This is a genomic window from Shewanella sp. UCD-KL12 (assembly GCF_001957125.1).
Taxonomy (GTDB): domain Bacteria; phylum Pseudomonadota; class Gammaproteobacteria; order Enterobacterales; family Shewanellaceae; genus Shewanella.
On record NZ_MPHJ01000001.1, the window covers coordinates 1,244,638 to 1,268,600 of the forward strand.

At 41.6% G+C, this 23,963-nt stretch carries 23 protein-coding genes; 13 read left to right on the plus strand and 10 right to left on the minus strand.

Features of this window, described 5'->3' with window-relative positions; translation table 11 throughout:
* Window positions 1–76: 76 nt before the first annotated feature.
* Window positions 77–301: a PGPGW domain-containing protein gene (locus BM736_RS05260; protein WP_076409427.1), complete on the minus strand. Its 225-nt coding sequence runs from the start codon at window positions 299–301 to the stop codon at window positions 77–79.
* Window positions 302–478: 177 nt separating this feature from the next.
* Here BM736_RS05260 and BM736_RS05265 point away from each other — a divergent pair, with 177 nt between their 5' ends.
* Window positions 479–1,267 (plus strand): transporter substrate-binding domain-containing protein, encoded by a 789-nt coding sequence (locus BM736_RS05265; protein WP_083699844.1) that lies wholly within the window; start codon window positions 479–481, stop codon window positions 1,265–1,267.
* Window positions 1,268–1,410: 143 nt separating this feature from the next.
* Here BM736_RS05265 and BM736_RS05270 read toward each other — a convergent pair whose 3' ends face one another.
* Window positions 1,411–1,998, minus strand: a complete 588-nt coding sequence (locus BM736_RS05270) for a carboxymuconolactone decarboxylase family protein (protein WP_076409432.1) — start codon at window positions 1,996–1,998, stop codon at window positions 1,411–1,413.
* A 170-nt stretch (window positions 1,999–2,168) separates the two neighbouring features.
* Between BM736_RS05270 and BM736_RS05275 the strand changes: the two genes are divergently transcribed.
* Window positions 2,169–3,590: a PLP-dependent aminotransferase family protein gene (locus tag BM736_RS05275; protein ID WP_179079009.1), complete on the plus strand. Its 1,422-nt coding sequence runs from the start codon at window positions 2,169–2,171 to the stop codon at window positions 3,588–3,590.
* 60 nt (window positions 3,591–3,650) lie between these two features.
* Here the strand turns inward: BM736_RS05275 and BM736_RS05280 are convergent, their stop codons facing one another.
* Window positions 3,651–4,058, minus strand: coding sequence for a YccF domain-containing protein (locus BM736_RS05280; RefSeq protein ID WP_076409437.1), 408 nt, complete (start codon window positions 4,056–4,058; stop codon window positions 3,651–3,653).
* Between the two features lie 218 nt (window positions 4,059–4,276).
* Between BM736_RS05280 and BM736_RS05285 the strand changes: the two genes are divergently transcribed.
* A complete protein-coding gene (locus tag BM736_RS05285) occupies window positions 4,277–5,203 on the plus strand; it encodes a pyridoxal-phosphate dependent enzyme (protein ID WP_076409439.1) in 927 nt (308 codons plus the stop codon).
* Here BM736_RS05285 and BM736_RS05290 read toward each other — a convergent pair.
* Window positions 5,196–5,453, minus strand: a complete 258-nt coding sequence (locus BM736_RS05290; RefSeq protein ID WP_076409441.1) for a hypothetical protein — start codon at window positions 5,451–5,453, stop codon at window positions 5,196–5,198. The two genes, BM736_RS05285 and BM736_RS05290, sit on opposite strands and share 8 nt — an antisense overlap.
* A 272-nt stretch (window positions 5,454–5,725) precedes the next feature.
* A complete protein-coding gene (locus tag BM736_RS24960; RefSeq protein WP_143562322.1) occupies window positions 5,726–5,899 on the minus strand; it encodes a hypothetical protein in 174 nt (57 codons plus the stop codon).
* A 563-nt stretch (window positions 5,900–6,462) separates the two neighbouring features.
* Here BM736_RS24960 and BM736_RS05300 point away from each other — a divergent pair.
* Together BM736_RS05300 and BM736_RS05305 are read left to right on the plus strand one after the other, a co-directional pair.
* Window positions 6,463–7,992: a mechanosensitive ion channel family protein gene (locus BM736_RS05300; RefSeq protein ID WP_256717722.1), complete on the plus strand. Its 1,530-nt coding sequence runs from the start codon at window positions 6,463–6,465 to the stop codon at window positions 7,990–7,992.
* Window positions 7,993–8,110: 118 nt separating this feature from the next.
* Window positions 8,111–9,052 (plus strand): chemotaxis protein CheV, encoded by a 942-nt coding sequence (locus BM736_RS05305; RefSeq protein ID WP_076409447.1) that lies wholly within the window; start codon window positions 8,111–8,113, stop codon window positions 9,050–9,052.
* A gap of 23 nt (window positions 9,053–9,075) precedes the next feature.
* Here the strand turns inward: BM736_RS05305 and BM736_RS05310 are convergent, their stop codons facing one another.
* The gene (locus tag BM736_RS05310; protein ID WP_076409449.1) at window positions 9,076–9,747 is read right to left on the minus strand and encodes a hypothetical protein; all 672 of its coding nucleotides are present in this window, start codon (window positions 9,745–9,747) and stop codon (window positions 9,076–9,078) included.
* A 66-nt stretch (window positions 9,748–9,813) separates the two neighbouring features.
* Window positions 9,814–10,173 carry a DUF2750 domain-containing protein gene (locus BM736_RS05315; protein WP_076409451.1) on the minus strand — a complete coding sequence of 120 codons (360 nt, stop codon included), beginning with the start codon at window positions 10,171–10,173 and terminating at the stop codon, window positions 9,814–9,816.
* 315 nt (window positions 10,174–10,488) lie between these two features.
* On the opposite strand from BM736_RS05315, the gene BM736_RS05320 reads away from it, so the two are divergent.
* The 8 genes from BM736_RS05320 to BM736_RS05355 all read left to right on the plus strand — a co-directional run bounded on the left by BM736_RS05320 (window position 10,489) and on the right by BM736_RS05355 (window position 19,703).
* On the plus strand, window positions 10,489–11,622 hold the full coding sequence (locus BM736_RS05320; protein ID WP_083699886.1) for a lytic murein transglycosylase: 1,134 nt from the start codon (window positions 10,489–10,491) through the stop codon (window positions 11,620–11,622).
* Between the two features lie 169 nt (window positions 11,623–11,791).
* Window positions 11,792–12,667, plus strand: coding sequence for a WYL domain-containing protein (locus BM736_RS05325; protein ID WP_076409456.1), 876 nt, complete (start codon window positions 11,792–11,794; stop codon window positions 12,665–12,667).
* Window positions 12,668–12,817: 150 nt separating this feature from the next.
* The gene (locus tag BM736_RS05330) at window positions 12,818–13,300 is read left to right on the plus strand and encodes a peptidylprolyl isomerase (protein ID WP_076409458.1); all 483 of its coding nucleotides are present in this window, start codon (window positions 12,818–12,820) and stop codon (window positions 13,298–13,300) included.
* Between the two features lie 177 nt (window positions 13,301–13,477).
* Window positions 13,478–13,696, plus strand: coding sequence for a DUF3389 family protein (locus tag BM736_RS05335; RefSeq protein WP_076409460.1), 219 nt, complete (start codon window positions 13,478–13,480; stop codon window positions 13,694–13,696).
* 130 nt (window positions 13,697–13,826) lie between these two features.
* Window positions 13,827–14,498, plus strand: a complete 672-nt coding sequence (locus tag BM736_RS05340) for an alpha/beta hydrolase (protein ID WP_076409462.1) — start codon at window positions 13,827–13,829, stop codon at window positions 14,496–14,498.
* 362 nt (window positions 14,499–14,860) lie between these two features.
* Entirely contained in the window at window positions 14,861–16,627 is a 1,767-nt protein-coding gene (gene ushA, locus BM736_RS05345) for a bifunctional UDP-sugar hydrolase/5'-nucleotidase UshA (RefSeq protein WP_076409464.1), read from the plus strand.
* A gap of 621 nt (window positions 16,628–17,248) precedes the next feature.
* The gene (gene ushA, locus BM736_RS05350) at window positions 17,249–18,973 is read left to right on the plus strand and encodes a bifunctional UDP-sugar hydrolase/5'-nucleotidase UshA (protein ID WP_076409466.1); all 1,725 of its coding nucleotides are present in this window, start codon (window positions 17,249–17,251) and stop codon (window positions 18,971–18,973) included.
* Between the two features lie 289 nt (window positions 18,974–19,262).
* The gene (locus BM736_RS05355) at window positions 19,263–19,703 is read left to right on the plus strand and encodes an Hsp20 family protein (protein WP_076409468.1); all 441 of its coding nucleotides are present in this window, start codon (window positions 19,263–19,265) and stop codon (window positions 19,701–19,703) included.
* A 147-nt stretch (window positions 19,704–19,850) separates the two neighbouring features.
* On the opposite strand, the gene ilvN is transcribed toward BM736_RS05355, so the two are convergent.
* From ilvN to BM736_RS05370, 3 genes are all read right to left on the minus strand, one after another.
* Window positions 19,851–20,345, minus strand: a complete 495-nt coding sequence (gene ilvN / locus BM736_RS05360) for an acetolactate synthase small subunit (protein WP_076409470.1) — start codon at window positions 20,343–20,345, stop codon at window positions 19,851–19,853.
* Window positions 20,345–22,066, minus strand: coding sequence for an acetolactate synthase 3 large subunit (locus BM736_RS05365; RefSeq protein ID WP_076409472.1), 1,722 nt, complete (start codon window positions 22,064–22,066; stop codon window positions 20,345–20,347). The genes ilvN and BM736_RS05365 overlap by 1 nt, the downstream gene beginning before the upstream one ends.
* A gap of 402 nt (window positions 22,067–22,468) precedes the next feature.
* Window positions 22,469–23,689, minus strand: coding sequence for a multidrug effflux MFS transporter (locus BM736_RS05370; protein WP_076409474.1), 1,221 nt, complete (start codon window positions 23,687–23,689; stop codon window positions 22,469–22,471).
* Window positions 23,690–23,963 lie beyond the last annotated feature (274 nt).

The following is a 23,963-nucleotide window of genomic DNA, read 5'->3' on the forward strand; positions in this document are numbered from 1 at the left end:
AGGCAGGATAAGCTCGCGGCTTCAAATTAAATTCAATAAAGAGACCTATATCACTGTCACGCCTGTTGGAAGTTTGTTATCTCATCTTTCTTAATAGCATTTTTCTATCGAGCCAAGCTGCTGAGCGGTAAAATTGTCGCTGACTTTTACGTAACCAAAATTTAGCCCATGGGTATTCTAGACTTAAAATGGCTAAACCTACGGGTAAAAGTAACCATGCCGGTCCAGGCAATATCAATAGGGCTGCACCGAGTAGGGTTAGGCTCCCCCCGATAATTGTTACAGCGGCTTTCTTTAGCATTCGATTCCCCACTCTCAGTCTTCTTAAGCTTCACTTTTGCTACTTTCTCATTAATAAGTCTAGTTGGGCTAGTTGATTAATGTAACAAAGGATAATTTTCTCTCGCTGTGAACTGTCTATAATTATACCTATTAGAAATTCGGATCGCTTGTATACGGGCAGGAGGCGTAGCTGTTGATGTTCTTATCAGTAACTATTTTTGCAAAAGTGAAATGTCGTACAGTGAGCTACCTATTACCTGTGATGGCATTACTGCTAGGTTTGCCCACTAAGGCTGAAACTTTGTTGCTAACTTCTCTGCATTGGCCACCCTATTCCAGTAGTCAACTTGATCAACAGGGAGCATCGATTGCTGTAGCGAGAGCGGCAGTGATTGCAATGGGGCACCAAGTGAAAGTTGAGTTTTATCCATGGAGCAGGGCTGTAAGGCTAGTGGGTAGAGCAAGTTCAAAATATTTAGGCTACCTTCCTGCTTACTCTTATCCAACGGAGGATTTTATCTTTTCTAACAGTTTAGGGAGTAGCCCCCTAGGAATTGTTGAGCGAGAGGTTTACCCAATTAGGTGGTCTGAGCTTAATGATTTAAATCAATACACCTTGGGGGTCGTAAGGGATTACGTCAATACTGCAGAGCTCGATACGATGATTAAACTTGGCACTCAGAAAGTAGAGGTTGTGACATCAGATGAACATAATGTAAGAAAGGTCGCTTCAGCTAGAGTGGATGCTGCGGTGATAGACCTACACGTTCTTCGGTATATCCTTTCACAAGGTGAACTGCAGAAAGTCGCTAAGAAGCTTCAAGTAAACAAAAAACTATTACAAGATAAACAACTGTTTATTGCATTTAGAAATAGCCCTGAAGGTATCTATTGGCGTGATATTTTTAACCAGGGACTAGCTAAGATTGATGCAAAACTGATTTTAGATGAGTATATGGAAAAAGTGACAAAGCAGTATGAGTGAATGAGAGAGTAGAAAAGTGCTAAATGGGTCATTTAGCACACTCTATCGATAGAGAAAGGGCATTTATTTTAAACGCCTATTTTTTAGTTTTTATTTTTATCTCCTTGAATGATTGCAGATAAACCCACCAGAAACTGACTCTATCAAGTGTGTTTTCCAACTTCCCAGCCCTGTAGGGATAATAAACTGTCACCAGAATTGATAGCACCTTCCTCTAGGGTTGTAGCCATTGAATCATTCCAGCGATTAAGATACCCAAAAAGTGAAATAACACCGAGGATTTCGACAATTTCTCCCTCGTCCCAGTGTGAGTGCAATCGCTGATTTAACTCATCATCGACACCGTTCGGTATGGTGGAGGCTGCAACAGAAAAATCGAGTGCAACACGCTCTGCATCTGTGAAAGCATTATGGGTTCTGTATTCCCATATATTATCTAGCTGTAGTTGCTCCGCTTCATAACGCTCTGCGGCACGTATTGTATGTGCCTGGCAGTAACGACAACCCGTTACATTACTTGATACGTAAGCGATAAGCCTTTTAAGGGCACTGGTTACTCGCCCCTTATTATCCATGACCGCCATATTGAGATTGATAAAAGCGGTCGCGATTTTTGGTCTTCTCATCATTGTCAGGACGCTGTTAGGGCAAAAGCCTAAGGTCTCATTAAAAAACTTTGCAAGCTCAATGACCTCAGCATCTGTTTCTTGTAGGGGGGTGACTAACGGCATAAATAACTCGAGTTGTGTAGGTTGATAATTAACTTACCTTGGCAACAGCTAACAAAAAATAGACAGAAATGACTTGAAAAAGCGGTACAGTTGGCACTATCTTGATTTATTTGTCTAAGTTTGCTCACTGTATGGTAATGCAACAAGTTAACACTGGGGATTTAGTCGTAATGAAAAGCAAATATCGACAGATAGCATCGAGCTTATCCAGGCAGATTTTGGCAGGCAATATTCAACCTGGAGAAAAGATCCCTTCTGTGCGTGTCAGTTGTGAATTACATGGTGTTAGCATGACGACGATACAGGCTGCCTATCTTCTATTAGAGGGGGAGGGCCTCATCTTTGGAAGGGCGGGGGCTGGTTATTATGTTTCTGACTTTAGTCAAATTGACCTTCATGAGCTTACTGAACCTGTGGGGCTATCAGTTCATAATCGGGTGCTAGAGGTACTCTCTCAATGCCACAAAGAGGGAGTGTGTAATCTAGGTACAGCGGTGATAGACCCTAAACTACTACCTATTAATCAGTTGCGTTCAGTGTTAAACAAACTCAGTCGATACCATATGGAGGAGCTTGTTTCTGCTGAGTTTTCATCGGGATTTCAACCACTAAGAAGACAGTTTGCCAAGAAAATGCTTAACGCCAGCATACATGCACACCCGGATGAGATATTGATAACGGGTGGATGCCAGGATGCTATTTCACTTGCTTTATCGGCGGTGGCCAAACCTGGAGGCATTATCGCTGTTGAGAGTCCCTGTTTTCCTGGTCTGCTGCAGATCATTGAAGCTTTAAATATGAAGGCATTAGAGATCCCGACCTCTTTGCGATCGGGAATGGATATTAATGCTTTAAAAGAAGCACTATCCCAATGGACTGTGTCGGCAGTTGTGCTTGTACCTTCCTTTAGCAACCCTACTGGCAGTCTTATGCCTATAGCAACAAGGAGAGCGCTTGTTGAGCTTAGTGCTAGCATGAAATTGCCATTGATAGAAGACGATCTATTTTCTGAATTGAATTTCAGTGGTAAGCCTAAACCCTCGCTGAAATCTATGGATAAAGCAGGTTATGTTATCTACTGCTCTTCAGTGTCTAAGTCATTAGGCTCTGGCTTTAGGCTTGGCTGGTTGTCAGGAGGCAGGTTTCATAAAGAGATTATTAAGCTTAAGGCATTTAGAAATGTATCAGAGCCACTAGTAATACAGATGCTGATCACTGAGTTTCTAAAAAGTGGTGGTTATGAACGACACTTAAAGCGGTTAAAGTCTAAATTGATAGATAACTATCGCCAAATGAGCGAATGCATTAAACAGCACTTCCCTAAGGGTACCATGATAAATACGGTTCAAGGTGGCTATCTTGTTTGGGTAAAATTACCCCCAGACTGTGACTCTAGGGTGCTATTTAAACAGGCAATATTTAAAAACGTGGCATTTTTCCCCGGCGATCTGTTTTCACAGCATGGTCATTACATTAACTATATAAGATTAAATTTGGCTATCTGCTGGAGTGAGTCTGTTGAGCAATCTATTATCGTATTGGGAAATATTGTATCGAGAATGGTCAGAAGTGAGTCGCTCAGTAAGTGCTAGTTTTTTATAAAATGGCTCAATACAATGTATTGAGCCAAATAAAATCAAGACTGAGTACCTTTAGGCTTTTGAAACAACCGTTTGTCCGATTGGGGTTAAGCTTAGCATAGCGAGTTTAAGGTGTTGAATCCCGAAGGGAATACCAATAATTGTAACGAAACAAGCTAATGCATGGGTTAAATGACCTATCGCTAACCAGATCCCAAAGAGTAAGAACCAGATAATATTACCAACTGTGCCGAATGCACCAGTACCTAAGTCCTCTTGACCCGTAAGGTGCCTTCTATTCATCTGCTCTTGGCCAAATGGCCAAAATGTCATCTCTCCGATGACAAAACATGCTCGGCCAAATGGAATACCAATGATGCTAATGAAACACAGTAATCCTGCAAGCCACCATGCTAGTCCCATGACAAATCCACCTAATACGAACCATGCGATGTTAAAGATTAATCTTAATACTGCCATTAAGGCCTCCAAATGAATGCAAAAACAGGTCAAAAATAGAAAATTCAATTACAAATAGTTAAGCTAAAATCGTGCCATATTTATTTATTTTAAATATCAGTGCTTTAATCTTATTGTTGGCATGTTTGTTTGGTGGTTTTCATCATGATTTAGTACTTTTAGTCGATTATTTGCAGTGGTAAAATCTCCTTATATATCCTTTTTCGTTAGATAAAAAGATGAAGCTAAGTCAAACCCGAGTAGATTCAATTGAAATGTTCAACAGGGTCATTCACGTAAAGCGTGATGATCTGCTTCACCCTGAATTCTCAGGCAATAAAGCCCGTAAGTTTGCTTACTTTCTTGAAAACGACTTTCCTGATGTAAAGACACTGATTGGTTATGGCTCTGCTCAGGCTAACTCTTTGTACTCAATGTCTGCATTGGCAAAACTAAAGGGCTGGCAATTAGACTTTTATGTCGATCATATCGCTTCATACATAAAGCAGCAGCCAAGAGGGAATTATAGGGCTGCATTGGAGAATGGAGCCAAGATTATTGCGTTAGATGAACAAGGAGATAGAGAGGGGAGAGATACGCTGGATTACATTACAGAAGTTGTGTTGCCGAAAACTGAAAATGCCGTTTTTGTTCCTGAAGGCGGACGTTGTGAGTTTGCCAAGCACGGTGTGTATCGACTGGCCAGAGAAATTGCTTTATGGTCAGAAGCACAAGGTTTACCTCAGCTTACGGTCTTTTTACCTTCAGGAACCGGCACTACAGCCCTTTTCTTAAATCAATACTTTGTCGAGCATGAACGAGATATTCAGGTATTAACCTGTGCGACCGTTGGAGGGGATGACTATCTTCATAGTCAGTTTTCTGAATTAACGGACAACTCCCTCTACCACCCTAAATCCGTCATGCTCCCCAAGAAATACCATTTCGGCAAGCTGTACCGAGAGTGTTATGAAATGTGGAATAAGGTATCTGGAGCGGGGATTGAATTTGAATTACTTTATGATCCCGTCGGCTGGATAGCCCTTGAACAGTATTTACAGTCAGATGAAAGCAATGGGGCGATACTTTATCTACACCAAGGTGGAATGCTTGGCAATGAGACGATGTTGCCTAGGTATCGACGGAAGTACCCTGATCTTAAATAAGCTTATTACGTTCAAGTATTTTATGGGTACGCTTACTTAAGGTGGTTAGTTCACCAAGATCCACAAGTCCAGGCTTCTCTTGTGATGATTCCCAATAGCCCAGCTCTGTATCTAACATCTCGAGCATCTTCTTGCTGCAGCCTAAGCAGCGACCTTGGCACATCTGTGCTTCATCTAAATGAAAGGGAATCGTGGCTCTAATCTTCGTGATTAGCAGAACCATGGCTGTGCTTACGTCAGGCTTGGGCATATAAAGGAATATATGTTTGTGGGTTGTTTGATAGTGTAAAGCTGAGGGTATTTTAGAGCAAGTGGGTTTTTACCGTTTGGTCAGGCTAAGTATCTGTGAAAGTGATACAGCCTGGACCAAAGGTAGGTACTGCTTGAGTTGCTGAGTAGCCAGCTTAATGGTGCCGGTCCTACTTGTCGTTAGCGTAACCCGCTTCAGACATTCGATACAGATGAGAGGAGGTGTATCGATTAGCTTAGGTGTAACTATAATTCAGTACTTTGATAACGCTTTTATTTATTGCCTGAAAGTAGCCAGTTCATAAATTTAAGTGCTTCAGTACGTTTTGAGAACGTTTGTTTATTTTTTCCATGGCTATCGGTAAATGCGATAGAAGATTTATTTACTGAAATAGAATCTACTGGAAAATTAACTGTGATCTCATGACCGTTTACATTGTACGACATAGGTCATACTCCTTATTGATTGCTGCTAAAAATAACTAGCAGGCATTTGTATTTAATAATAAAAATCCTTAGCGAATTGCAAAAGATGAGCATTAAGTGTGTCTTGAGACTACCCAGCTTCAACATCTTAATCAAGTTATCTAGATTCAAACTGTGTGACTAATTGTAACAAGATGAATATAGCTATCTTCAATCCTGTTCAGTTCAACATAGTGATATGACAGTCTGATGACGAAAGATGATGTATCGGAGCTTTTTATATTTTGCGAGGCGGAGACGATAATAGGTCTAGCGAAAGGAAAATATAGCAGTTATCTCAAATCTGTTGGTGATTATATAGACACAAGCATACTTGTCAATATACGAATGCACAAATTTGGTCATTTTCGTTGGAGTGAGGAAATTGTGTTGTGAAACTGTTGTTTATGGAAATTGGTGGTAGAATTTGTCTGTGTTTTGTTAATTAACGGTCGTAGTGAATGAGATTGAGTTGCTGGAGCATTGTCCTTTTATCGTTTTCTTTATTATTTTGCTCGCACGGTTTTGCTGCGGGAACGCCAAGTATGGCGAGTGTGCTTAAAGGTGCTTCAACTGAAGAGGAGAAACCTGCTGAACTTTCTGTTCATAAGAAGTATGAATATAAAGATAAGTTAAAGCGTGATACGCCAAGAGGAACCTTAGAAGGTTTTACTCAAGCATCCTATGAACAAGACTATGAGCTAGCTGCAGAATTTCTTGATCTTAGATACCTCCCTGAGGGGATGACAAAGGCGCAAGGTGCTGAATATGCATCAAAGCTTCAGGCGATTATTGACAGAAATATCTGGGTCGATCTTGACGAAATTAATGACTCCCCCCGTGGTCTAGATAACGATATGTTGCCTGCATACCGTGATGCTTTTGGCCGTATTAAAGTTGAAAGTGGCGAGGTTTCCCTCCTTTTGCAGCGAGTTCCTGGCGAGCAAGGCTCTATCTGGAAAATCTCGAATGCCACGGTTGCAAAAATCCCGACCTTATATGAACAGCTTGGTTACGGGCCTGTCGTTGAATGGTTTGTCGATAATATTCCCGAAGGCCGTTTGTTTAAGGTTAATCTGTGGGAGCTAACCTTATTACTGGTTTATTTAGCCGCCGCATTTTTAATTGTGGTCCCAATAACTTGGGTCACAAAGCTCATCATATTGAAGAGCCAGTATTCCCTTAAACAAGAACTATCATACATAGTGGCAGGCCCATTACGCTTCTTTTTAGCGGTTGTCTTAGATAGAGCGTGGATAGCGAACAGTAGCATCTCTGCCATGGCATTAGAGATGATAAACACTGGCTTTTTGATGTTTATCGCGATCATATGGCTGGTGTGGTCCTCTTTAGGCATTTTACAAGCTGGGCTAAAAAGGCGATGGCTTGATAAAGATAATCAACAAGGGGCTTCTCTGCTTGGCCCGCTAACTAACTTTGTCAGGGTCATTTTTGTCGCACTTGCTACCTTGGTCTGGCTTGAACATCTTGGGTTCAGTGCCAGCGCGATTTTAGCTGGTATGGGGATAGGTGGCGTCGCTATCGCACTGGCATCTAAGCAATCTATTGAGAACTTTATTGGCACAATAACCTTATACTCAGCAGCACCGATTAGGGTTGGACACCTGTGCCGCTTCGGGGCTATTAACGGTACTGTCGAGGAGATAGGTTTAAGGTGCACGCAAATAAGAACGCTAGATAGAACGCTCATCCATGTGCCTAATGCTAAGTTGGCGGAGATGGAGATAGAAAATATCTCAGAGCGCGAAAAGATAAGGTTTAAAGCTGATATTAGACTCGAATATGGCACTTCATCAGAGCAACTTAAGGCGATAATTTCCGATATTACTTCAATGTTAGAACAACATGATAATGTTGATGAAAGCCCATTGAGAGTGACATTCCAAGGCTTTGGTTTGCATGGATTACAGGTTAATGTTTTCGCCTATGTCGGCACAACAAGTTACCCAACTTATCAATTGGTCGCTGAAGAGCTTCATTTAGGCATTATGGATATAGTGGTTAATCACGGCTCAAGGATTATTCCAGTAGCGCCTATAGCGGCAAAAATCTAGCGGTTTTTCAATGATAGTATGATATAAACTTGTTTAAAATCAGTTATCGCAGCTTAATAAATACTATAATAAGCAAGAATGATTTTTTAGTTTTTCCAATTTTTTGAGAGTAAACATAATGGCTAAAGTACTTGATTCAGTAAACCAACGCACACAACTGGTTGGTGAAAATCGGCTGGAACTATTACTCTTCAGAATCAATGCTACTCAACTATTTGCCATTAATGTTTTTAAGGTTAAAGAGGTGGTTAAGCTCCCTGTGCTAAGTGGCATGCCAGGAAGTCATTCTCATATTAGCGGTGTCGCCAATATTCGAGGCTCCTCTATTCCCGTTATCGATCTGCGCAGTGCTATCGGTTTTCGCCCGATAACAGGTGAGCATGAAGCAAATATGATCATTACTGAGTATAACCGCAGTGTACAAGGCTTTAAGGTTGGAAAAGTTGAACATATTGTTAATTTAACTTGGGGGGATATCTTACCTCCACCAAAGTCTGCTGGAAATCATAATTATTTAACGGCAATCACTCATATTGAAATGGATGGTAAACAGCAACTGGTTTCCATTATAGATGTAGAGAAGGTATTAGCTGAGATCATCCATTATGATATCACCTTATCGGAAGGTGTATTAGATGAACAACTTAGCCATGAGATGGTTGGGCGTAAGATACTTATTGCCGATGACTCATCTACCGCAAGGCGACAAATAAAAGAGACCCTTGAGCCTTTAGGTATTGAGATCTTAGAGGTCTCTGACGGCCTGCAAGCGTTAAGAACATTGCAAAAATGGTGTGATGAGGGAAAAACAATTCAAGAAGAGATCTTGATGTTGATCACAGATGCCGAAATGCCTGAAATGGACGGTTATAAGCTCACCCATGAGATCCGTAATGACAAACGAATGAAAGATCTGTATATCACGTTAAACACATCATTAAGTGGCAGTTTTAATAACGCTATGGTGGAGAAAGTAGGCTGCGATCGATTTATTTCAAAATTCCAACCTGATCTTTTAGTTGATGTCGTACAGCAACGACTTAGAGAGATCTTATCTTAAGCTAGCTAAGTGAAAAACCAATTTTAAAACCAGGTTTTTTTATTTAACTCGTTGCCTTGTTCAACAGCGATATCCTTGACCACTTCTTGTTTAACGCGTTTTGTGGAGGCTATATTGATGCGGGCTATTCTAACCGCATAACCAAAGCGCTGCCGGCCCACTTGGGATAAGATGGCTTCAAAAAAAGGTCTATCTAACCCTAAGGTTTGGCTGTAATGGGTGACAGCCTTCGACATTGAGCTATATTTGACACCGTCAAATTCGAAACCTGGTGAATAACTCGCTGTGTCTATGGTTATCCCATCTAAAATTATTGGCCATCCTGTGGCATTGACTCTATCTCGGGCGATAAGGTACATCATCCAAGCGCTTTTCTTGAATCCTTCAAATACCTTACAAGAAAATTCAGAGTCTATGAGTTCTTGCTCGGTCCAATTCACGCCTATGGCTAAATGCTTTGCATAGATCCGCATGAGTTCATCTTTAACCGCTATTTGACAGTCCCAAATTGAAGTTAACGGACTTTTTTGGGCCAGTTTCAAGCACTCTTTACAGGCTGGAATGCCAAGGCTTGGATGCGGAGTATGGACGCTGGCATGGTATTCAAATACACAGTTACTTGGCTCACTGCAGAACCAACAGGTATGACGAAGTTCAAAGGGAACATCGATTAGGGGAACTGATTGCGTCACCATTTTATTGAAGTGACGCAATAGGAGAGCAAAAACTCATTTGCAGATAATTAGAAGTAAGCTTTGAGCTTACTCCTCTTCGACATTAACTAAAGAGGTCGCAAGTTCGATAGGATCGATCTCTAGGCATTCTTGATCCGCTAGCCAATCGGTACCGACAAGTACACCATCATCGTTCAAATCGGATACCCAGAACTCTAAAAATTCAACTAAAGTGATAGATACAGGCTGGTAATCTGCCCACTCTTCACTACAGTGAACCTTTGCTCGCTCTTCAGAAGACCAAAGAGGCATAACATCAGTGTTTTCATACTCTGATGAATCACATACTACCCAACCTTCACCTGTCTCATCTTGTAATCCCCAGACGACTTGATGTTGTTTTACATTTTCGATAAAGCTAGCTAGTTCAGGGGTTATTTCGCTCATGATAGGTCTCTTAAGTGTGATTTTAACCGGGCCATTATACGGCAAGTACGAGGTTCGCCAAGGAAATCTTCAAAGAAGTCACCTGGAAAAGCAAACATTAAGTAAAAATAACCTTTTTCTAGCAAAAAACGCGGATTAATACTTAATATATGTTGTTCGTATAGTTATTATGGCTCAGATTGTTGTCGTTATAGCGATACAGAGAGTTTTTTCTTTCTTCATTATGGTCAAATTTTTTATTGCATTCTTGGAGTTGTCGTTTTGAATAAAAATGTCCCAATAGCATCCGCTTTATTTCTTTCCTCTCTGTGGGTGATGCCCGCCGTAGCCAATGATTTTGCCAGTTGTGTGGTTAAGCTAAAGGAAACAGCGCAGCAGCAAGGTTTGTCACAAGATACCATCGACAATACTTTAGCTAATGTTAAGTACGTTTCTAGAGTGATTGAGCTCGATAAGAAGCAACCTGAGTTTAGTCAGACTTTCGATAACTATTTTAGTAAGCGAGTGACTGATTGGCGGGTGCAACAGGGCCGCAAGATGCTTAAAGAGAATAAGGTGTTGCTGGAGCAATTACAGGATACCTATGGTATTCCACCTCAGTATCTGATGGCGTTTTGGGGGCTTGAAACAAATTTCGGTTCTTATAAAGGCAAAATGCCTGTTTTAGATTCATTAGCGACTTTGGCTTGCGATCCGCGCCGCAGTAAATATTTCACTGGCGAACTGATGAAGGCTCTGAAGCTCAAAGAGAAGTATGATTTCGATGCGTCTCAAATGGTTGGCTCTTGGGCTGGTGCTATGGGGCATACTCAGTTTATGCCGAGTGCTTACACCCATTATGCTGTAGACGGTGATGGTGATGGCAAAGCTGATCTTTGGAACAGTACGGCAGATGCGTTAACCTCAGCAGCAAACTTTTTGAATCAACTTGGCTGGCAGCGTAATGAGCGTTGGGGCAGGGAGGTTAGCTTGCCCGAGAATTTTGATTATGACTACTTGGGCAAAGCAAAATCACAGTCGCTTATAGAGTGGCAAAAGCTTGGTGTTATGCAGAGTAATGGCGGTGCTCTTTCTACACCAGATATGAATGCAGCACTTTATCTTCCCGCCGGATATACAGGGCCAGCATTTCTTGGTTATAAGAACTTTGATGTGATAATGCGCTGGAATCGTTCTATATTTTACGCCATCGCCGTTGGACATTTAGCGGATAGAATCAATGGTGGTGTGAGTTTAGTGGTATCTCCGCCTAAGCAGGATAACTTGAGCCGTGCGAGAGTGAAAACACTGCAAGCAAAGCTAAATGCAAAAGGTTTTGATGTCGGTAAGCCTGATGGCGTCATGGGCACTAATTCAAAAGCTGGTTTACGTGCTTATCAGAAAAGCATTGGTTTAGTTGCTGATGGTTTCCCTAGTGAAGCCACATTTAAAGCCATTGGGGTAAATTAATCAGGCTAGTTTTATAATGTTCGCCTGAACCTACTTAGCGCTGTGCTTTCCTATAAAGGTGTAATCATTATGATTGCACCTTTTTGTTTTATCCATTACATTATTGCTATCAACAGTATGCACTGAAATCATTTCTGCTGCAGAGAACAATACAAAGAGAGAACAGTATATGACTCAAATGGATAACCTTTCTCATGCACAGAAACAGCGTCTTGCATTTATCGACTTTAGCCTACAGTATTTTGGTCAAGTCTCTCGCCAAGATTTAATTAAAAAATTTGCTACAGGGCTGGCTGCTGCAACTCGGGATTTTTCCAGTTACCGCACCTTAGCACCAGATAATATGGCTTTGGTCCATCAGACTAAAAGTTATCATCGTAAACCCGAGTTCACTGCGTTATTTAGCCATGAACCTGAAGGGATATTGCATGGCTTGGCTAAAGGGTTTGGTGATGGTTTATCACACCCAATCTCTCCGAGTGAAATCTGTATTGACGCTGTGCAGCTTATTCACCCAAATACCGAAATTATTGCCGCCTTGATGCGTGCAATACAAAACAAGCAAGCAATTAAGATCAAATATGTATCAGTATCATCGGGTGAGAAGAGCCGGGAAGTCGTTCCCCATGCACTCGTTAATAATGGTCAGCGTTGGCATGTTCGCGCTTTTGATCGTGAGCATCAGGTATTTACTGATTTTGTTGTTACACGTATTAAGTTAATTGCTGCAGCTGAAACCGTGCCTAGTTTCAATGAAACCCAGGCTAAAGATCGCCAGTGGGATAATGTCGTCACATTAAAACTGATCCCCCATCCAAGCCTTAAGCATCCCGAAGCGATAGCACTCGATTATCAGATGCAAGATAATCAACTCGAAGTACAAACTCGTGCGGCGTTAGCGGGTTATCTGTTAAGGCAGTGGAGTGTCGATTGCTCTGCTAAGCATCAAATTACCTCTGGGGTATGCCAGCTAGCCTTGTCTAATACAGAAGTGCTTAATGAAGTTGAGCATATCGCTATAGTGCCAGGTGGAGCAAGCCGTTAAAGCCTGTTCACATTATGGATATAGTGTCGGTTGTGCACAGAGAAAACAGTCCATTGAATGGACTAATGTTAGATATAACTAGAGAGCTTTATGTACTTTTGTTAAGCTCTTTCACCAAAATTTAGTAAGCATGAATTCAAAGGACATTCGATGAGCATTAAAAATGATATGGTTGTGCAGTTCAACTATACCTTACGTGACGAAAAGGGAGAGGTATTGGAGACAAACGAAGGCTTAGATCCTATCGCTTATCTGCATGGACATGACAACATGATGCCTGGTGTTGAGGATTCAATCGAAGGTAAAGCTGTGGGGGAAAGTTTTTCTGTCACACTCGCGCCAGAAACGACTTATGGCATTCGCAATGAAGAAGCTGTTCAACGTGTATCTGTGAAGCACCTTCAGGGAGCTAAAACTTGGAAAGCGGGTATGAGAGCCCTCATCGACACTGATCAAGGCCAACGTCAGGTTACAATCATCAAGATGGGCAAGTTTATGGCCACAGTTGATGTTAATCACCCACTAGCTGGACGTGAGCTAACCTTTGATATTGAGATAATTGATGCTCGTGATGCAACTGAAGAAGAGATTGCACACGGTCATGCTCATGGTAAAGGTGGCCATCAACACTAAGTAGAGTTTGATACTACTTTTGTTAAACATAAACCAGCTTTTAGCTGGTTTTTTTCAATGTTTAGATTTTATACCAGTTGCTCACTAATGCGCCTTGAATTGAAAAGCCTAAGGCGCTCTGAATTGTTCAAATACTTAATGCAATTGGTATTAAATAAACGACGATAAGAAGATGATATGGTTATTGAGTTTTCTCAAGGTAAAATCATAATTACCCCATTTGAGATCCAGATAAGACTTGGTCTCTCAGGCTCAGGTTTATATGCCATGGTTGAAGATATTAAGTTTAATGAACAAGCTTTGATTATCTTCGCCGATGCAGGTGCTGTTCGCTGGAGCCTGAAATTAGATAGCATTGAGCAACTTAAGCTACTTCGTGATGAGTTAGGTATATAGTTTTTATTCAGTAAACTACTTCTAGGTACTCATCGTCACTTGTCGATAATCAAACCATGTATGGGCTAGCTATACGAGCTAAGCGTAGGCATTGTTTTGCAGAAAACATAAGAACAGAAAAGGAAGCAGAATGTCCGCAACACCATTAGAGAGGATCACAATCGAGCCAAGCACACAGGCTAATGCCTGTGTGATCTGGCTACATGGCTTAGGAGATTCAGGTGCAGGTTTTGCGCCTGTTGTGCCAGCCCTAGGTTTACCAGATGATCATAGTATCCGTTTCGTGTTTCCTCATGCGCCAGAGCAAGCTGTAACGATTAACCAAGGTTATATCATGCGAGCTTGGTACGATATTAAAAGCATGGATCTACATAACCGAGCAGATATGCCAGGCGTCTTAGCATCAGAGCAAGCAGTGATAGCCTTAATTCAAGAGCAGATAGACTCAGGGATCCCAGCTAATAAAATAGTGCTTGCAGGTTTTAGCCAAGGTGGCGTTATGAGCCTCTTCACTGCACTAAGGTACCCTGAGACTCTTGCAGGTATTATGGCCTTATCTTGCTATCTTCCTACTGGGGATGTTTTACCAACAGACTTAAGCCAAGCTAATAAGCAAACACCGATATTACAACATCACGGCGAGCAGGATGATGTGGTGCCTCTGTTTGCTGGAAAGATGGCTAATGATCTGCTTAATCAAGCTGGTTATCTAACACAGTGGCAAACCTATACAATGGGGCATAGTGTTTTACCTGAACAACTGCAAGATATTGCCAAATGGTTGTCTTTGCGTTTGCTATAGGTTTATTTCGTGTTCTTGAGTTGTTTTTGAATTGATTCTGATACAAGTTGTTTCTTTTGGCTGCTGTTTTAATTTTGGTATAGTCAAAAGTAACAGCGTGTATTTATCACGCCTTGTTCTATAAGTATTTTCTTCGCCGCACATTCCGTAATCATCTCCTTTTAAACTTGTCTCAATGCGCGCTTTACTCTGCTGTTTTTTATCTGAAACACACTTTGTTAATGGTGGGCTGGTTTTGGTTACATTTTAGCTGAGCTATCAATTAATTAGATAAAAACTGTCATACCTCTTTGGTATCATTTTGCCAGCTGGATCAGAGAATCCTACTTTCTAAGTAAAGTGAAAACCTAGGGGTTGATGTAATGACAAATAAACTTATTAAAGGCGTAGTAGCCACAGCTGTTTTAGCGGCTTTAGCGGGTTGTAATTCAAGCGATAATGACACGCCACAAACAGGTTGTGAATCAGGCAGTGATACATGTACCGGTTTTACTGTTATTCATACAAACGATAACCATGGCCGCTTCTGGCAAAATAGCGATGGTGAATATGGTATGGCTGCACGTAAAACTGTCATCGATCAGATACGTGATGAAGTTGAACGTAGCGGTGGTGAAACCATTTTGCTCTCTGGCGGTGACATAAACACAGGTGTTCCAGAGTCAGATATGCAAGACGCTGTGCCTGACTTTATCGGTATGAGCATCTTAGGTTATGATGCTATGGCTGTCGGTAATCATGAGTTTGATAACCCGTTAACTACATTAGATATGCAAGCTAATATTGCTCAGTTCCCAATGCTTGCTGCAAACATCTATAAAAAAGATATTGATGGCAATATCACCGAAGAGCGTTATTTTGAACCATATCGTGTGTTTGAAGTGAATGGTTTGCAAGTTGCCATTATAGGCTTCACAACCGTTGATACCCCTAAGGTTGTAAGCCCTGATAATGTAGCCAGCTTGTACTTTACTGATCCGCAAGATGAAATTCAGACCGTGCTTGCTGAGATTGAAGCCAATGAAACCGTTGATATGGTATTTGCTTTGACTCATATGGGTCACTATGCCGATGGTAATCATGGAACAGAAGCTGCTGGCGATGTGATGTTAGCGCGCTCTTTAGAGCAAGGTAAACTTCAAGCAATAATTGGCGGCCACTCACAAAACCCTGTCTGTATGGAAGGTGATGGTTATGATGAAAACTTCCAGCCTGGTGATGAGTGTAAGCCAGATATTCAAAATGGCACCTTTATCATGCAAGCCCATGAGTGGGGCAAATACGTTGGCCGTGCAGATTTTGAATACCAGGACGGTGAATTAACCCTAGTTAGCTACAACCTGATCCCAATTAACCTTAAGGTCGAAGATGAGAACGGCGACAAAGTCTTTGCTACCGAAGAGATAGAGCAGGACCAAATCGTTATTGATGCATTACAGCATTATCAAGATATTGGTCAGGAGCTTTTAGATGTTGTCATTTCAAGCACTGATGGCAAGCTAGAGGGTGATCGTGATGTAGTGCGCGTTGAACAAACTAATCTTGGTCAGTTGTTGACACGTGCATACGGTGACTGGGTTACAGAGAACTTTGAGCCGACAGTTGATTTTGGCGTGATGAACTCAGGCGGTATTCGTGCTTCAATTGCTGCTGGTGATGTCTCTTACCGTGATGTATTGACTGTACAGCCGTTTGGCAATGATGTTGCTTTTGTGACTATGTCAGGCACAGAAGTTGAGTCATATTTGGCAAACGTGGCACAGAAGACGGGTGGCGGTATGCCACAGCTCTATCCTATGGATATGATTGTTCGTTGTGATGCGGTTGAAATTAACCCTGATGCTACACCTGCGGATATTGTAGAAATTAGTTCTTTAGGTGGCCGAGAGTTTAATCTTGAAAGTGACTACACCTTCTCATTGATTAACTTTAGTGCCTCTGGTGGTGATGATTACCCTGTGATCACAGGCCATGCAAACTATATTGATACTCAACGTAGCGATGCATCAGTTCTTCGTGAGTACTTTGAAAAAAATCCAAGTATTGAAACTGCTGATTACGCGCCAACGAATGGCGGACATCCGGTATTTATGCGTGGTAATGACGTAGTGAAGAGTTGTGCTAAATAAATAGCGAGTGACGAGTAACACCCGTTGAATAAAAGCAGCCTGCGGGCTGCTTTTTTGTCTCTGCAGATTTTGTAAAACGAGCCCTTAACTTGGCCAGTTTTATTGGGAGGCAAAACCCTATATAAATCTCCATTTAAATCTTAAAGGGCTAATTTAACAACTCCTTATCTTTTGGCTGGAAAAACCTGAATTTTGTTATTTGAGTACAGTATTTCACCGGCTGTAACTAGATTAGCATCGCGGTAATGTAAAATAATCCATTTAAATTTATCAAAACCATTTAGTTGCGCCTTACCACTGTTCTCATTATGCGTATTCAGTTTACATATGCTTGAGTGAGTTAATTGACTGAAAAATAAAGTAAGAGTTGCTTTGTTTAATCAGCCTCTTGAAACAAGCCTATAGCCTTTAAAAAATATCATTGAGCTTGTTCTTTATTGAGAACAATAATTGATATAAATCACTGTAATTGCATACATTAATCTCACATTTATTCATGAAAATGACACATTAACCAAATATTCTTTGCTATCATGTTGCCAGCGAGATCGAAGAATCCGTAATTGTAAACAATGATGGTTACCAAAAAGATATTTAAAAATAATCTAGGGGTTGATAGTAATGACAAATAAGCTAATTAAAGGTTTAGTTGCAACTGCAGTTTTAGCAGCATTATCAGGTTGTGGTAGTGATAACGATGATGTAACAGTACCAAAGACATGCGCCGAAGCGGGTGATGCTTGTACGACTTTTACCGTACTTCACACTAACGACAACCATGGTCGCTTCTGGGAAAACAGCAATGGTGAGTACGGCATGGCTGCTCGTATGACCCTGATTGAACAGATCCGCGCAGAAGTAGAGGCGAATGGTGGTGAAACTATTCTTCTTTCTGGTGGTGATATCAACACCGGCGTCCCTGAGTCTGATATGCAAAATGCAGTACCTGACTTTGTCGGTATGAACTTGATTGGTTACGATGCAATGGCTATCGGTAACCACGAGTTTGATAACGATCTTGACGTGCTTGATATGCAGGCACAACTTGCAGATTTCCCAATGCTTGCTGCAAACATCTATCATAAAGATGATGAAGGTAATGTAACCGATGAGCGTTACTTTGACCCATATAAGGTGTTTGATGTAAATGGTCTTAAAGTTGCCGTTATTGGTCTAACAACCAAAGATACCGCTAAGCTAGTTAATCCTGACAACGTGGCTAAGATCCACTTTGCAGATCCTGAAGTTGAAATTGCTAAGGCAATTGCAGAAATTAAGGCTAATGAAACTGTTGACCTTATTTTTGCAACAACCCATATGGGTCACTATGCAGATGGCCAACACGGTAGTGAAGCACCTGGTGATGTCACGCTTGCACGCTCTTTAGAGGCGGGTCAATTAAACGCAATCATTGGTGGTCACTCTCAGAACCCTGTTTGTATGGAAGGTGATGCATACGACCCTGAATTTACTCCAGGTGGCGAATGTAAGCCAGATGTTCAAAATGGTACTTACATTATGCAAGCCCATGAATGGGGTAAGTATGTTGGCCGTGCAGATTTTGAATACTTCAATGGTGAACTCACACTGGCAAGCTATGATCTAATTCCAGTGAACCTTAAAGCAAAAGATGAAAATGGCGTTCGTCAGTTCATTCAAGATGAGATCAAGCCTGATGCGACTGTAAAGGCTATCTTGCTTCCATACCAGCTGGAAGGCCAAGAGCTACTTGATGTAGAAATCTCAGAGACTGATGGGAAGCTTGAAGGTGACCGTGGTGTTGTGCGTGCTCAACAGACAAACTTAGGCCATCTTCTTGGTCATGCCTACAGAACATATAACTTAGTGAACGCTGATTTTGGTGTCATGAACTCTGGTGGTGTTCGTGACTCTATTGCTGAAGGTACTATTACATACCGCGATGTATTAACTGTACAGCCTTTCGGTAACTTCGTTACTAAAGCAACAATGACAGGTGCTGAAGTTAAAGATTACCTTAATGTTGTTGCAACTAAGACGGCAGGTTCTGGTGCTTATGCTCAGCTAGACAACATCACTATGACCGTTGATTGTACTGCAGGTGAAGTTGATATTACTGATATCAATGGCAAAGGCTTTAAAGCTGAAGATACATACACATTCTCAGTGATAAGCTTTAGCGCCGCTGGTGGTGATGATTATCCTGTGATTGATGTTGAATCAACTCAGATAACTGACGCTGCAGTATTACGCCAGTTCTTTGTAGATACACCGACTGTTATTGCTGCTGATTATGAGCCAACGCCTGGTCAGCTAGTTTATATGGACAATGGTACTGAAGTTGCGGGTTGCCCAGCTTCTAACTAAATCATTTTAGTCTGTCCTTAAGGTCGCCATTGGCGGCCTTTTTTTATGGGAGCATTTTATTTTTCTGGTAATAAATTTTTCTTTTTTTAATTTATTCCCTTGAAAAGGAAATTTTCGTCTACATATATTGATTATGGAGCGCTCAATGAGGTTCCTCAGTTAACTTAAATCGTGATGCCTTCGGGGTCATAGAAGTTAACAACAATCAAAGCGGCGCAACAACATACTGTTTTAACAGTTGAGTTGGCCAACTTAAATTAAATATATTGCTTAAGACAAGGATATAACTATGCGTAATTATGATCTCACTCCCCTATACCGCAGTGCCATTGGTTTCGATCGTTTAGCCCAGCTTGCAGAGCATGCTGCATCGAATAAAGGCAACTCAGGTTACCCACCTTATAACATCGAGCTACTTAACGAGAACCGTTATCGTATCACTATGGCCGTTGCAGGCTTTACTATGGACGAGCTTGATATCACCAGCCAAGGTGAAAAGTTATTAGTGAAGGGCACAAAAGCGGCAGAAGATAAATCCCGCAAATACCTGTATCAAGGTATTGCAGAGCGTGGATTTGAACGTACTTTTCAACTCGCCGATTATGTCACAGTGATAGGTGCAAACCTTGAAAATGGTCTACTCAATATTGATCTTCAGCGGGAGATCCCTGAGGCGTTAAAACCTAGAAAGATTGAGATAGGCGGTGCACAGGTGCTTGAGTCTAAATAGATACTCACACGCTTTGGCGAATAAACGGGTTAATGCTCATTGTATTGAGTGATGGCCTGGACTCCGTACTCGTTTATTGCTGAAGACGTAAAAAAGGGAGCTATCGCTCCCTTTTTAGTGTTTGTATCAGCCTAACACTGATTAGTGTTAGGCTTTCATTGCCTTTTCGCCGCGCGAGAGACCCACGACGCCAGAGCGCGATACTTCAACAACTTTCGTCACTTCGCCAACAGCCTGGATAAAGGCATCTAGCTTATCTGTAGTACCAGTAAGTTGTACGGTATAAAGATCTGCTGTCACATCAACTATCTGGCCTCTAAAGATGTCTGCAGAGCGTTTAACCTCTTCACGCAAATTACCTTTAGCTTTCACTTTGACTAATGCAATTTCACGCTCAATGTGATCAGACTCGGTGATATTAGATACTTTTAAAATATCAATGAGCTTATGTAGCTGCTTTTCTATCTGCTCTAATGAGGCTTCATTTGCTACAACAGTAATGTTAAGGCGAGATAGGGTTGGATCGTCAGTAGGCGCAACGGTTAAGGTTTCGATGTTATAGCCACGCTGAGAAAATAGGCCAACAACGCGTGATAGGGCGCCTGGCTGGTTTTCGAGTAATACAGATATTATACGACGCATTAGCTTTTCTCCGTTTTACTTAACCACATTTCATTCATTGCTCCGCCTCGGATCAACATGGGGTAGACGTGTTCGGTTTGATCGACATTGATGTCAACAAAGACCAGCCTATCTTTCATGGCTAACGCTTTTTCAAGTCCAGACTCAAGTTCTGACGGATCGCTGATAGTGATGCCTACGTGTCCATATGCTTCAGCAATCTTGGCAAAGTTGGGGACTGAGTCCATATAGGAGTGAGAATGGCGACCAGAGTAGATCATATCTTGCCATTGCTTAACCATACCTAGGAAACGGTTGTTTAAGTTGATGATTTTCACTGGAATATCATATTGAAGCGCCGTTGAAAGCTCCTGAATATTCATCTGAATAGAGCCATCACCCGTTACACAAAGGACAGTTTCATCAGGTTTCGCAAGTTTCACACCCATAGCGGCAGGCAATCCGAACCCCATGGTGCCAAGTCCACCTGAGTTTATCCAGCGGCGTGGTTTATCAAATGGGTAATATAAAGCAGCAAACATCTGATGTTGGCCTACATCTGAGGCAACATAGGCATCACCATTGGTGAGTTTATGAAGTGCTTCAATCACTTGTTGAGGCTTAATTTTGTCTGTGGTTGTGTCGTAGGCTAAGCTCTTTCGTGCTTGCCATTGATTTATCTCACTCCACCAGCAATCGATGGCAGCTTCATCTTCATTTTTATCATTACTTGAAGCTAACTGTACCAGCATTTCATCCAAGATTTTGTCAGCAGAGCCAACGATTGGAATATCGACTCTGATCGTTTTCGAGATAGAAGATGGATCGATATCAATATGCAAAATGGTTGCATTGGGACAATATTTCTCGACATTGTTGGTAGTGCGGTCATCGAAACGAACACCTATACCAAAAATAAGGTCGGTATTGTGCATCGCCATATTGGCTTCATAGCAGCCATGCATGCCGAGCATACCTAGGCTATTTTTATGACTTGCAGGAAATGCGCCTAGCCCCATTAAGGTACTGACAACAGGAATATTAAGCTTTTCTGAGATGGCCAAGATCTGTTTGTCACACTCAGAGATCACCGCACCGCCACCCACATAAAGTACTGGCTTCTTGGCCTTTAACAGCGCTTGAAGGCCACGACGGATCTGGCCTTTGTGGCCCGACGTTGTCGGATTATATGAACGCATACTGATATCTTTTGGGTATTGATATTCATGTAAAATTTCAGGGTTCATACAGTCTTTAGGGACATCGACAACTACTGGACCTGGGCGGCCGCTGGCTGCAATAAAGAAAGCCTTTTTGATGATAGTTGGGATATCTCTAGCATCTGTAACCAAAAAGCTATGTTTAACCACAGGACGTGAAATACCAATCATGTCACACTCTTGGAATGCGTCATTACCAATCAAGTTACTGGGCACTTGACCTGATATTATTACCAATGGGATAGAATCTGTATAGGCGGTGGCGATACCTGTAATGGTGTTAGTAGCACCGGGCCCCGATGTGACTAAAACAACACCGACTTCACCGGTTGATCGCGCATAACCATCAGCCATATGGACAGCCGCTTGTTCATGGCGAACCAAAATATGTTCAATTTTTGATTTTTCGTGGAGGGCATCATAGATATCTAACACAGAACCGCCAGGATAGCCGAAAATGTGTTTAACGCCTTCATCGATAAGAGAACGGACGACCATGCTGGCCCCTGATAACTTCTCCATTTTTAAACCCTCATAAGTTACCGCTACGGTATGCAGTATCTAGCTACAGCGACGGTAATCGCAGTAAAAAATTAAGTTTGAACGGTTATTCAAACTCTCGGTGTGCCAGGCAACGTTTTGATTAAAAGTTGTTTTCACTCTGTAAAGTGTGACACCTGTTTCAAATGAACAGATTTTCATCATTATAAAAATAACAGTGTTTTTCAAGCCTTTTATGCAAAAAAAGGCCTAAATATGACAAAAATTCATATTAACTATGCATTTTAGGTGGAAAAGTAGGCGTGAGTAGAGTGTTTTTAGTAGTTTTTATTTAAAGATTTAACGAATTAACTTGAGTGGTTAACCTGATGAAACATTGAGGTCTACTGGGTTATCAGTAGACCTCAGATGTGAGGCTGTTAGCTATTCAATAATTTGCCTGTTGGCAAAAAACTGGCAAATCGCGACTAAGAGCACTGCACTTAACATTAAGGCAGAAAAGGGGACTGCAGTGCCAGTATAGAACATGGCTAATAAGGGACCCGCTAAAGCGCCAAAACCAAATCTTAGCGTACCCACAACAGCGGTTGCTGTTCCAGTTTCTTTTTGAAACTTCATAAGTACTATAGCGTCAGCATTGACAGACATGATGCCTAGGCAGGCCATAAATGGCAGTAAGGTTATCACGGTATAATGAAAGCTCATTCCCAGCCAATTGACACTAAACAGTGCGGTTCCTGCAATGATACCAAGCAGTGTTGACACTTTTAGCATACGCCTTGAGCCATAGTGGACCACGATTCGACTATTAACAACATTTGCCAACATCAGTGCGCCAACATTGATACTAAAAAGGATAGCAAATACTGATTTATCTAGACCAAACACTTCCATATACACAAAAGGTGAAGCGGTCAGGTAACAGAAGAAAGCAAACGAGGTTAACACACCGCTGGCAATATGCAGTTTTACGCCGGGTTTAGTAAATACGACGGCATAAGCGCCAAAGAATGATTTTTGGCTGCGACTCGTTAAGTCCTTGTCACTTGGCATTCTTAGCTTCCAAAAGACTAAAAGGACTAAACCTGCCGCATAAAAAGCCAGAATAAAAAAGATAAGGTGCCATTCACCAAATTCTAAAATAAGGCTGCCGATACTCGGGGCTATGAGGGGGGCGAGCATCATGATGAGGCTGACATATGACATCCCTTTCGCCGTATTCTTACCATAAACTTCTTTGATGTAACCAGGCACAACAACGGTGGCTGCAGCGCCTATAAAAGCTTGTAAAAACCGAAGAGATAAAAACCACTCAATGCTGGTGACAAAGGCGAGAAATAAGCTCACGATACTAAAGCCTGTTAATCCCAGTATGACCAAGGGCCGTCGACCAATTCTGTCAGCAAGAGGGCCAAAACATAGCATTCCCAAGGCATATCCAGCTAAATAGATACTCAGTGATTGTTGCACCATGGTGATGTCGGTATGGAAGCTTGTTGCTAACGTTGCCATTGCTGGTAGGTAGAGATCAATAGCCAAAGGGGTTATGGCGATGATCGCTGATAACATAGGGATTAATATGGCAAGATTTAACTGTGCTGTAGATTTTGTCAACGCGTGTGCTTGAGTAGGTGTACTTTTCACTAATACCTCATTAAGTTTATGTCTATTTGTATTTATTCCCTATCCGGGGTTAGGAGCAGAAAATCTACTGACAACAAATATAAAAAAGACAACCTATTTGATGAATTGAAGCCTATGCTGGTGTCGTTATTTTGATTGAATCGCTTAGCTGGGCGTCACTGAGTAAATCGATTAAACAGCAAGTGTAGGAGAGGAGCTTGCTGCTAGAAAGATGGATTATTTTACGACTAATGCCCACTATTAGCCATTGTAAATTTAACTTTAAGCTTATTTT

Excerpts from the sequence above, each read along its gene's own strand:
- BM736_RS05260 (WP_076409427.1), bottom strand. The coding sequence starts at position 301 with ATGCTAAAGAAAGCCGCTGTAACAATTATCGGGGGGAGCCTAACCCTA.
- BM736_RS05265 (WP_083699844.1), top strand. The coding sequence starts at position 479 with ATGTTCTTATCAGTAACTATTTTTGCAAAAGTGAAATGTCGTACAGTG.
- BM736_RS05270 (WP_076409432.1), bottom strand. The coding sequence starts at position 1,998 with ATGCCGTTAGTCACCCCCCTACAAGAAACAGATGCTGAGGTCATTGAG.
- BM736_RS05275 (WP_179079009.1), top strand. The coding sequence starts at position 2,169 with ATGAAAAGCAAATATCGACAGATAGCATCGAGCTTATCCAGGCAGATT.
- BM736_RS05280 (WP_076409437.1), bottom strand. The coding sequence starts at position 4,058 with ATGGCAGTATTAAGATTAATCTTTAACATCGCATGGTTCGTATTAGGT.
- BM736_RS05285 (WP_076409439.1), top strand. The coding sequence starts at position 4,277 with ATGAAGCTAAGTCAAACCCGAGTAGATTCAATTGAAATGTTCAACAGG.
- BM736_RS05290 (WP_076409441.1), bottom strand. The coding sequence starts at position 5,453 with ATGCCCAAGCCTGACGTAAGCACAGCCATGGTTCTGCTAATCACGAAG.
- BM736_RS24960 (WP_143562322.1), bottom strand. The coding sequence starts at position 5,899 with ATGTCGTACAATGTAAACGGTCATGAGATCACAGTTAATTTTCCAGTA.
- BM736_RS05300 (WP_256717722.1), top strand. The coding sequence starts at position 6,463 with ATGGCGAGTGTGCTTAAAGGTGCTTCAACTGAAGAGGAGAAACCTGCT.
- BM736_RS05305 (WP_076409447.1), top strand. The coding sequence starts at position 8,111 with ATGGCTAAAGTACTTGATTCAGTAAACCAACGCACACAACTGGTTGGT.
- BM736_RS05310 (WP_076409449.1), bottom strand. The coding sequence starts at position 9,747 with ATGGTGACGCAATCAGTTCCCCTAATCGATGTTCCCTTTGAACTTCGT.
- BM736_RS05315 (WP_076409451.1), bottom strand. The coding sequence starts at position 10,173 with ATGAGCGAAATAACCCCTGAACTAGCTAGCTTTATCGAAAATGTAAAA.
- BM736_RS05320 (WP_083699886.1), top strand. The coding sequence starts at position 10,489 with ATGCCCGCCGTAGCCAATGATTTTGCCAGTTGTGTGGTTAAGCTAAAG.
- BM736_RS05325 (WP_076409456.1), top strand. The coding sequence starts at position 11,792 with ATGACTCAAATGGATAACCTTTCTCATGCACAGAAACAGCGTCTTGCA.
- BM736_RS05330 (WP_076409458.1), top strand. The coding sequence starts at position 12,818 with ATGAGCATTAAAAATGATATGGTTGTGCAGTTCAACTATACCTTACGT.
- BM736_RS05335 (WP_076409460.1), top strand. The coding sequence starts at position 13,478 with ATGGTTATTGAGTTTTCTCAAGGTAAAATCATAATTACCCCATTTGAG.
- BM736_RS05340 (WP_076409462.1), top strand. The coding sequence starts at position 13,827 with ATGTCCGCAACACCATTAGAGAGGATCACAATCGAGCCAAGCACACAG.
- ushA (WP_076409464.1), top strand. The coding sequence starts at position 14,861 with ATGACAAATAAACTTATTAAAGGCGTAGTAGCCACAGCTGTTTTAGCG.
- ushA (WP_076409466.1), top strand. The coding sequence starts at position 17,249 with ATGACAAATAAGCTAATTAAAGGTTTAGTTGCAACTGCAGTTTTAGCA.
- BM736_RS05355 (WP_076409468.1), top strand. The coding sequence starts at position 19,263 with ATGCGTAATTATGATCTCACTCCCCTATACCGCAGTGCCATTGGTTTC.
- ilvN (WP_076409470.1), bottom strand. The coding sequence starts at position 20,345 with ATGCGTCGTATAATATCTGTATTACTCGAAAACCAGCCAGGCGCCCTA.
- BM736_RS05365 (WP_076409472.1), bottom strand. The coding sequence starts at position 22,066 with ATGGAGAAGTTATCAGGGGCCAGCATGGTCGTCCGTTCTCTTATCGAT.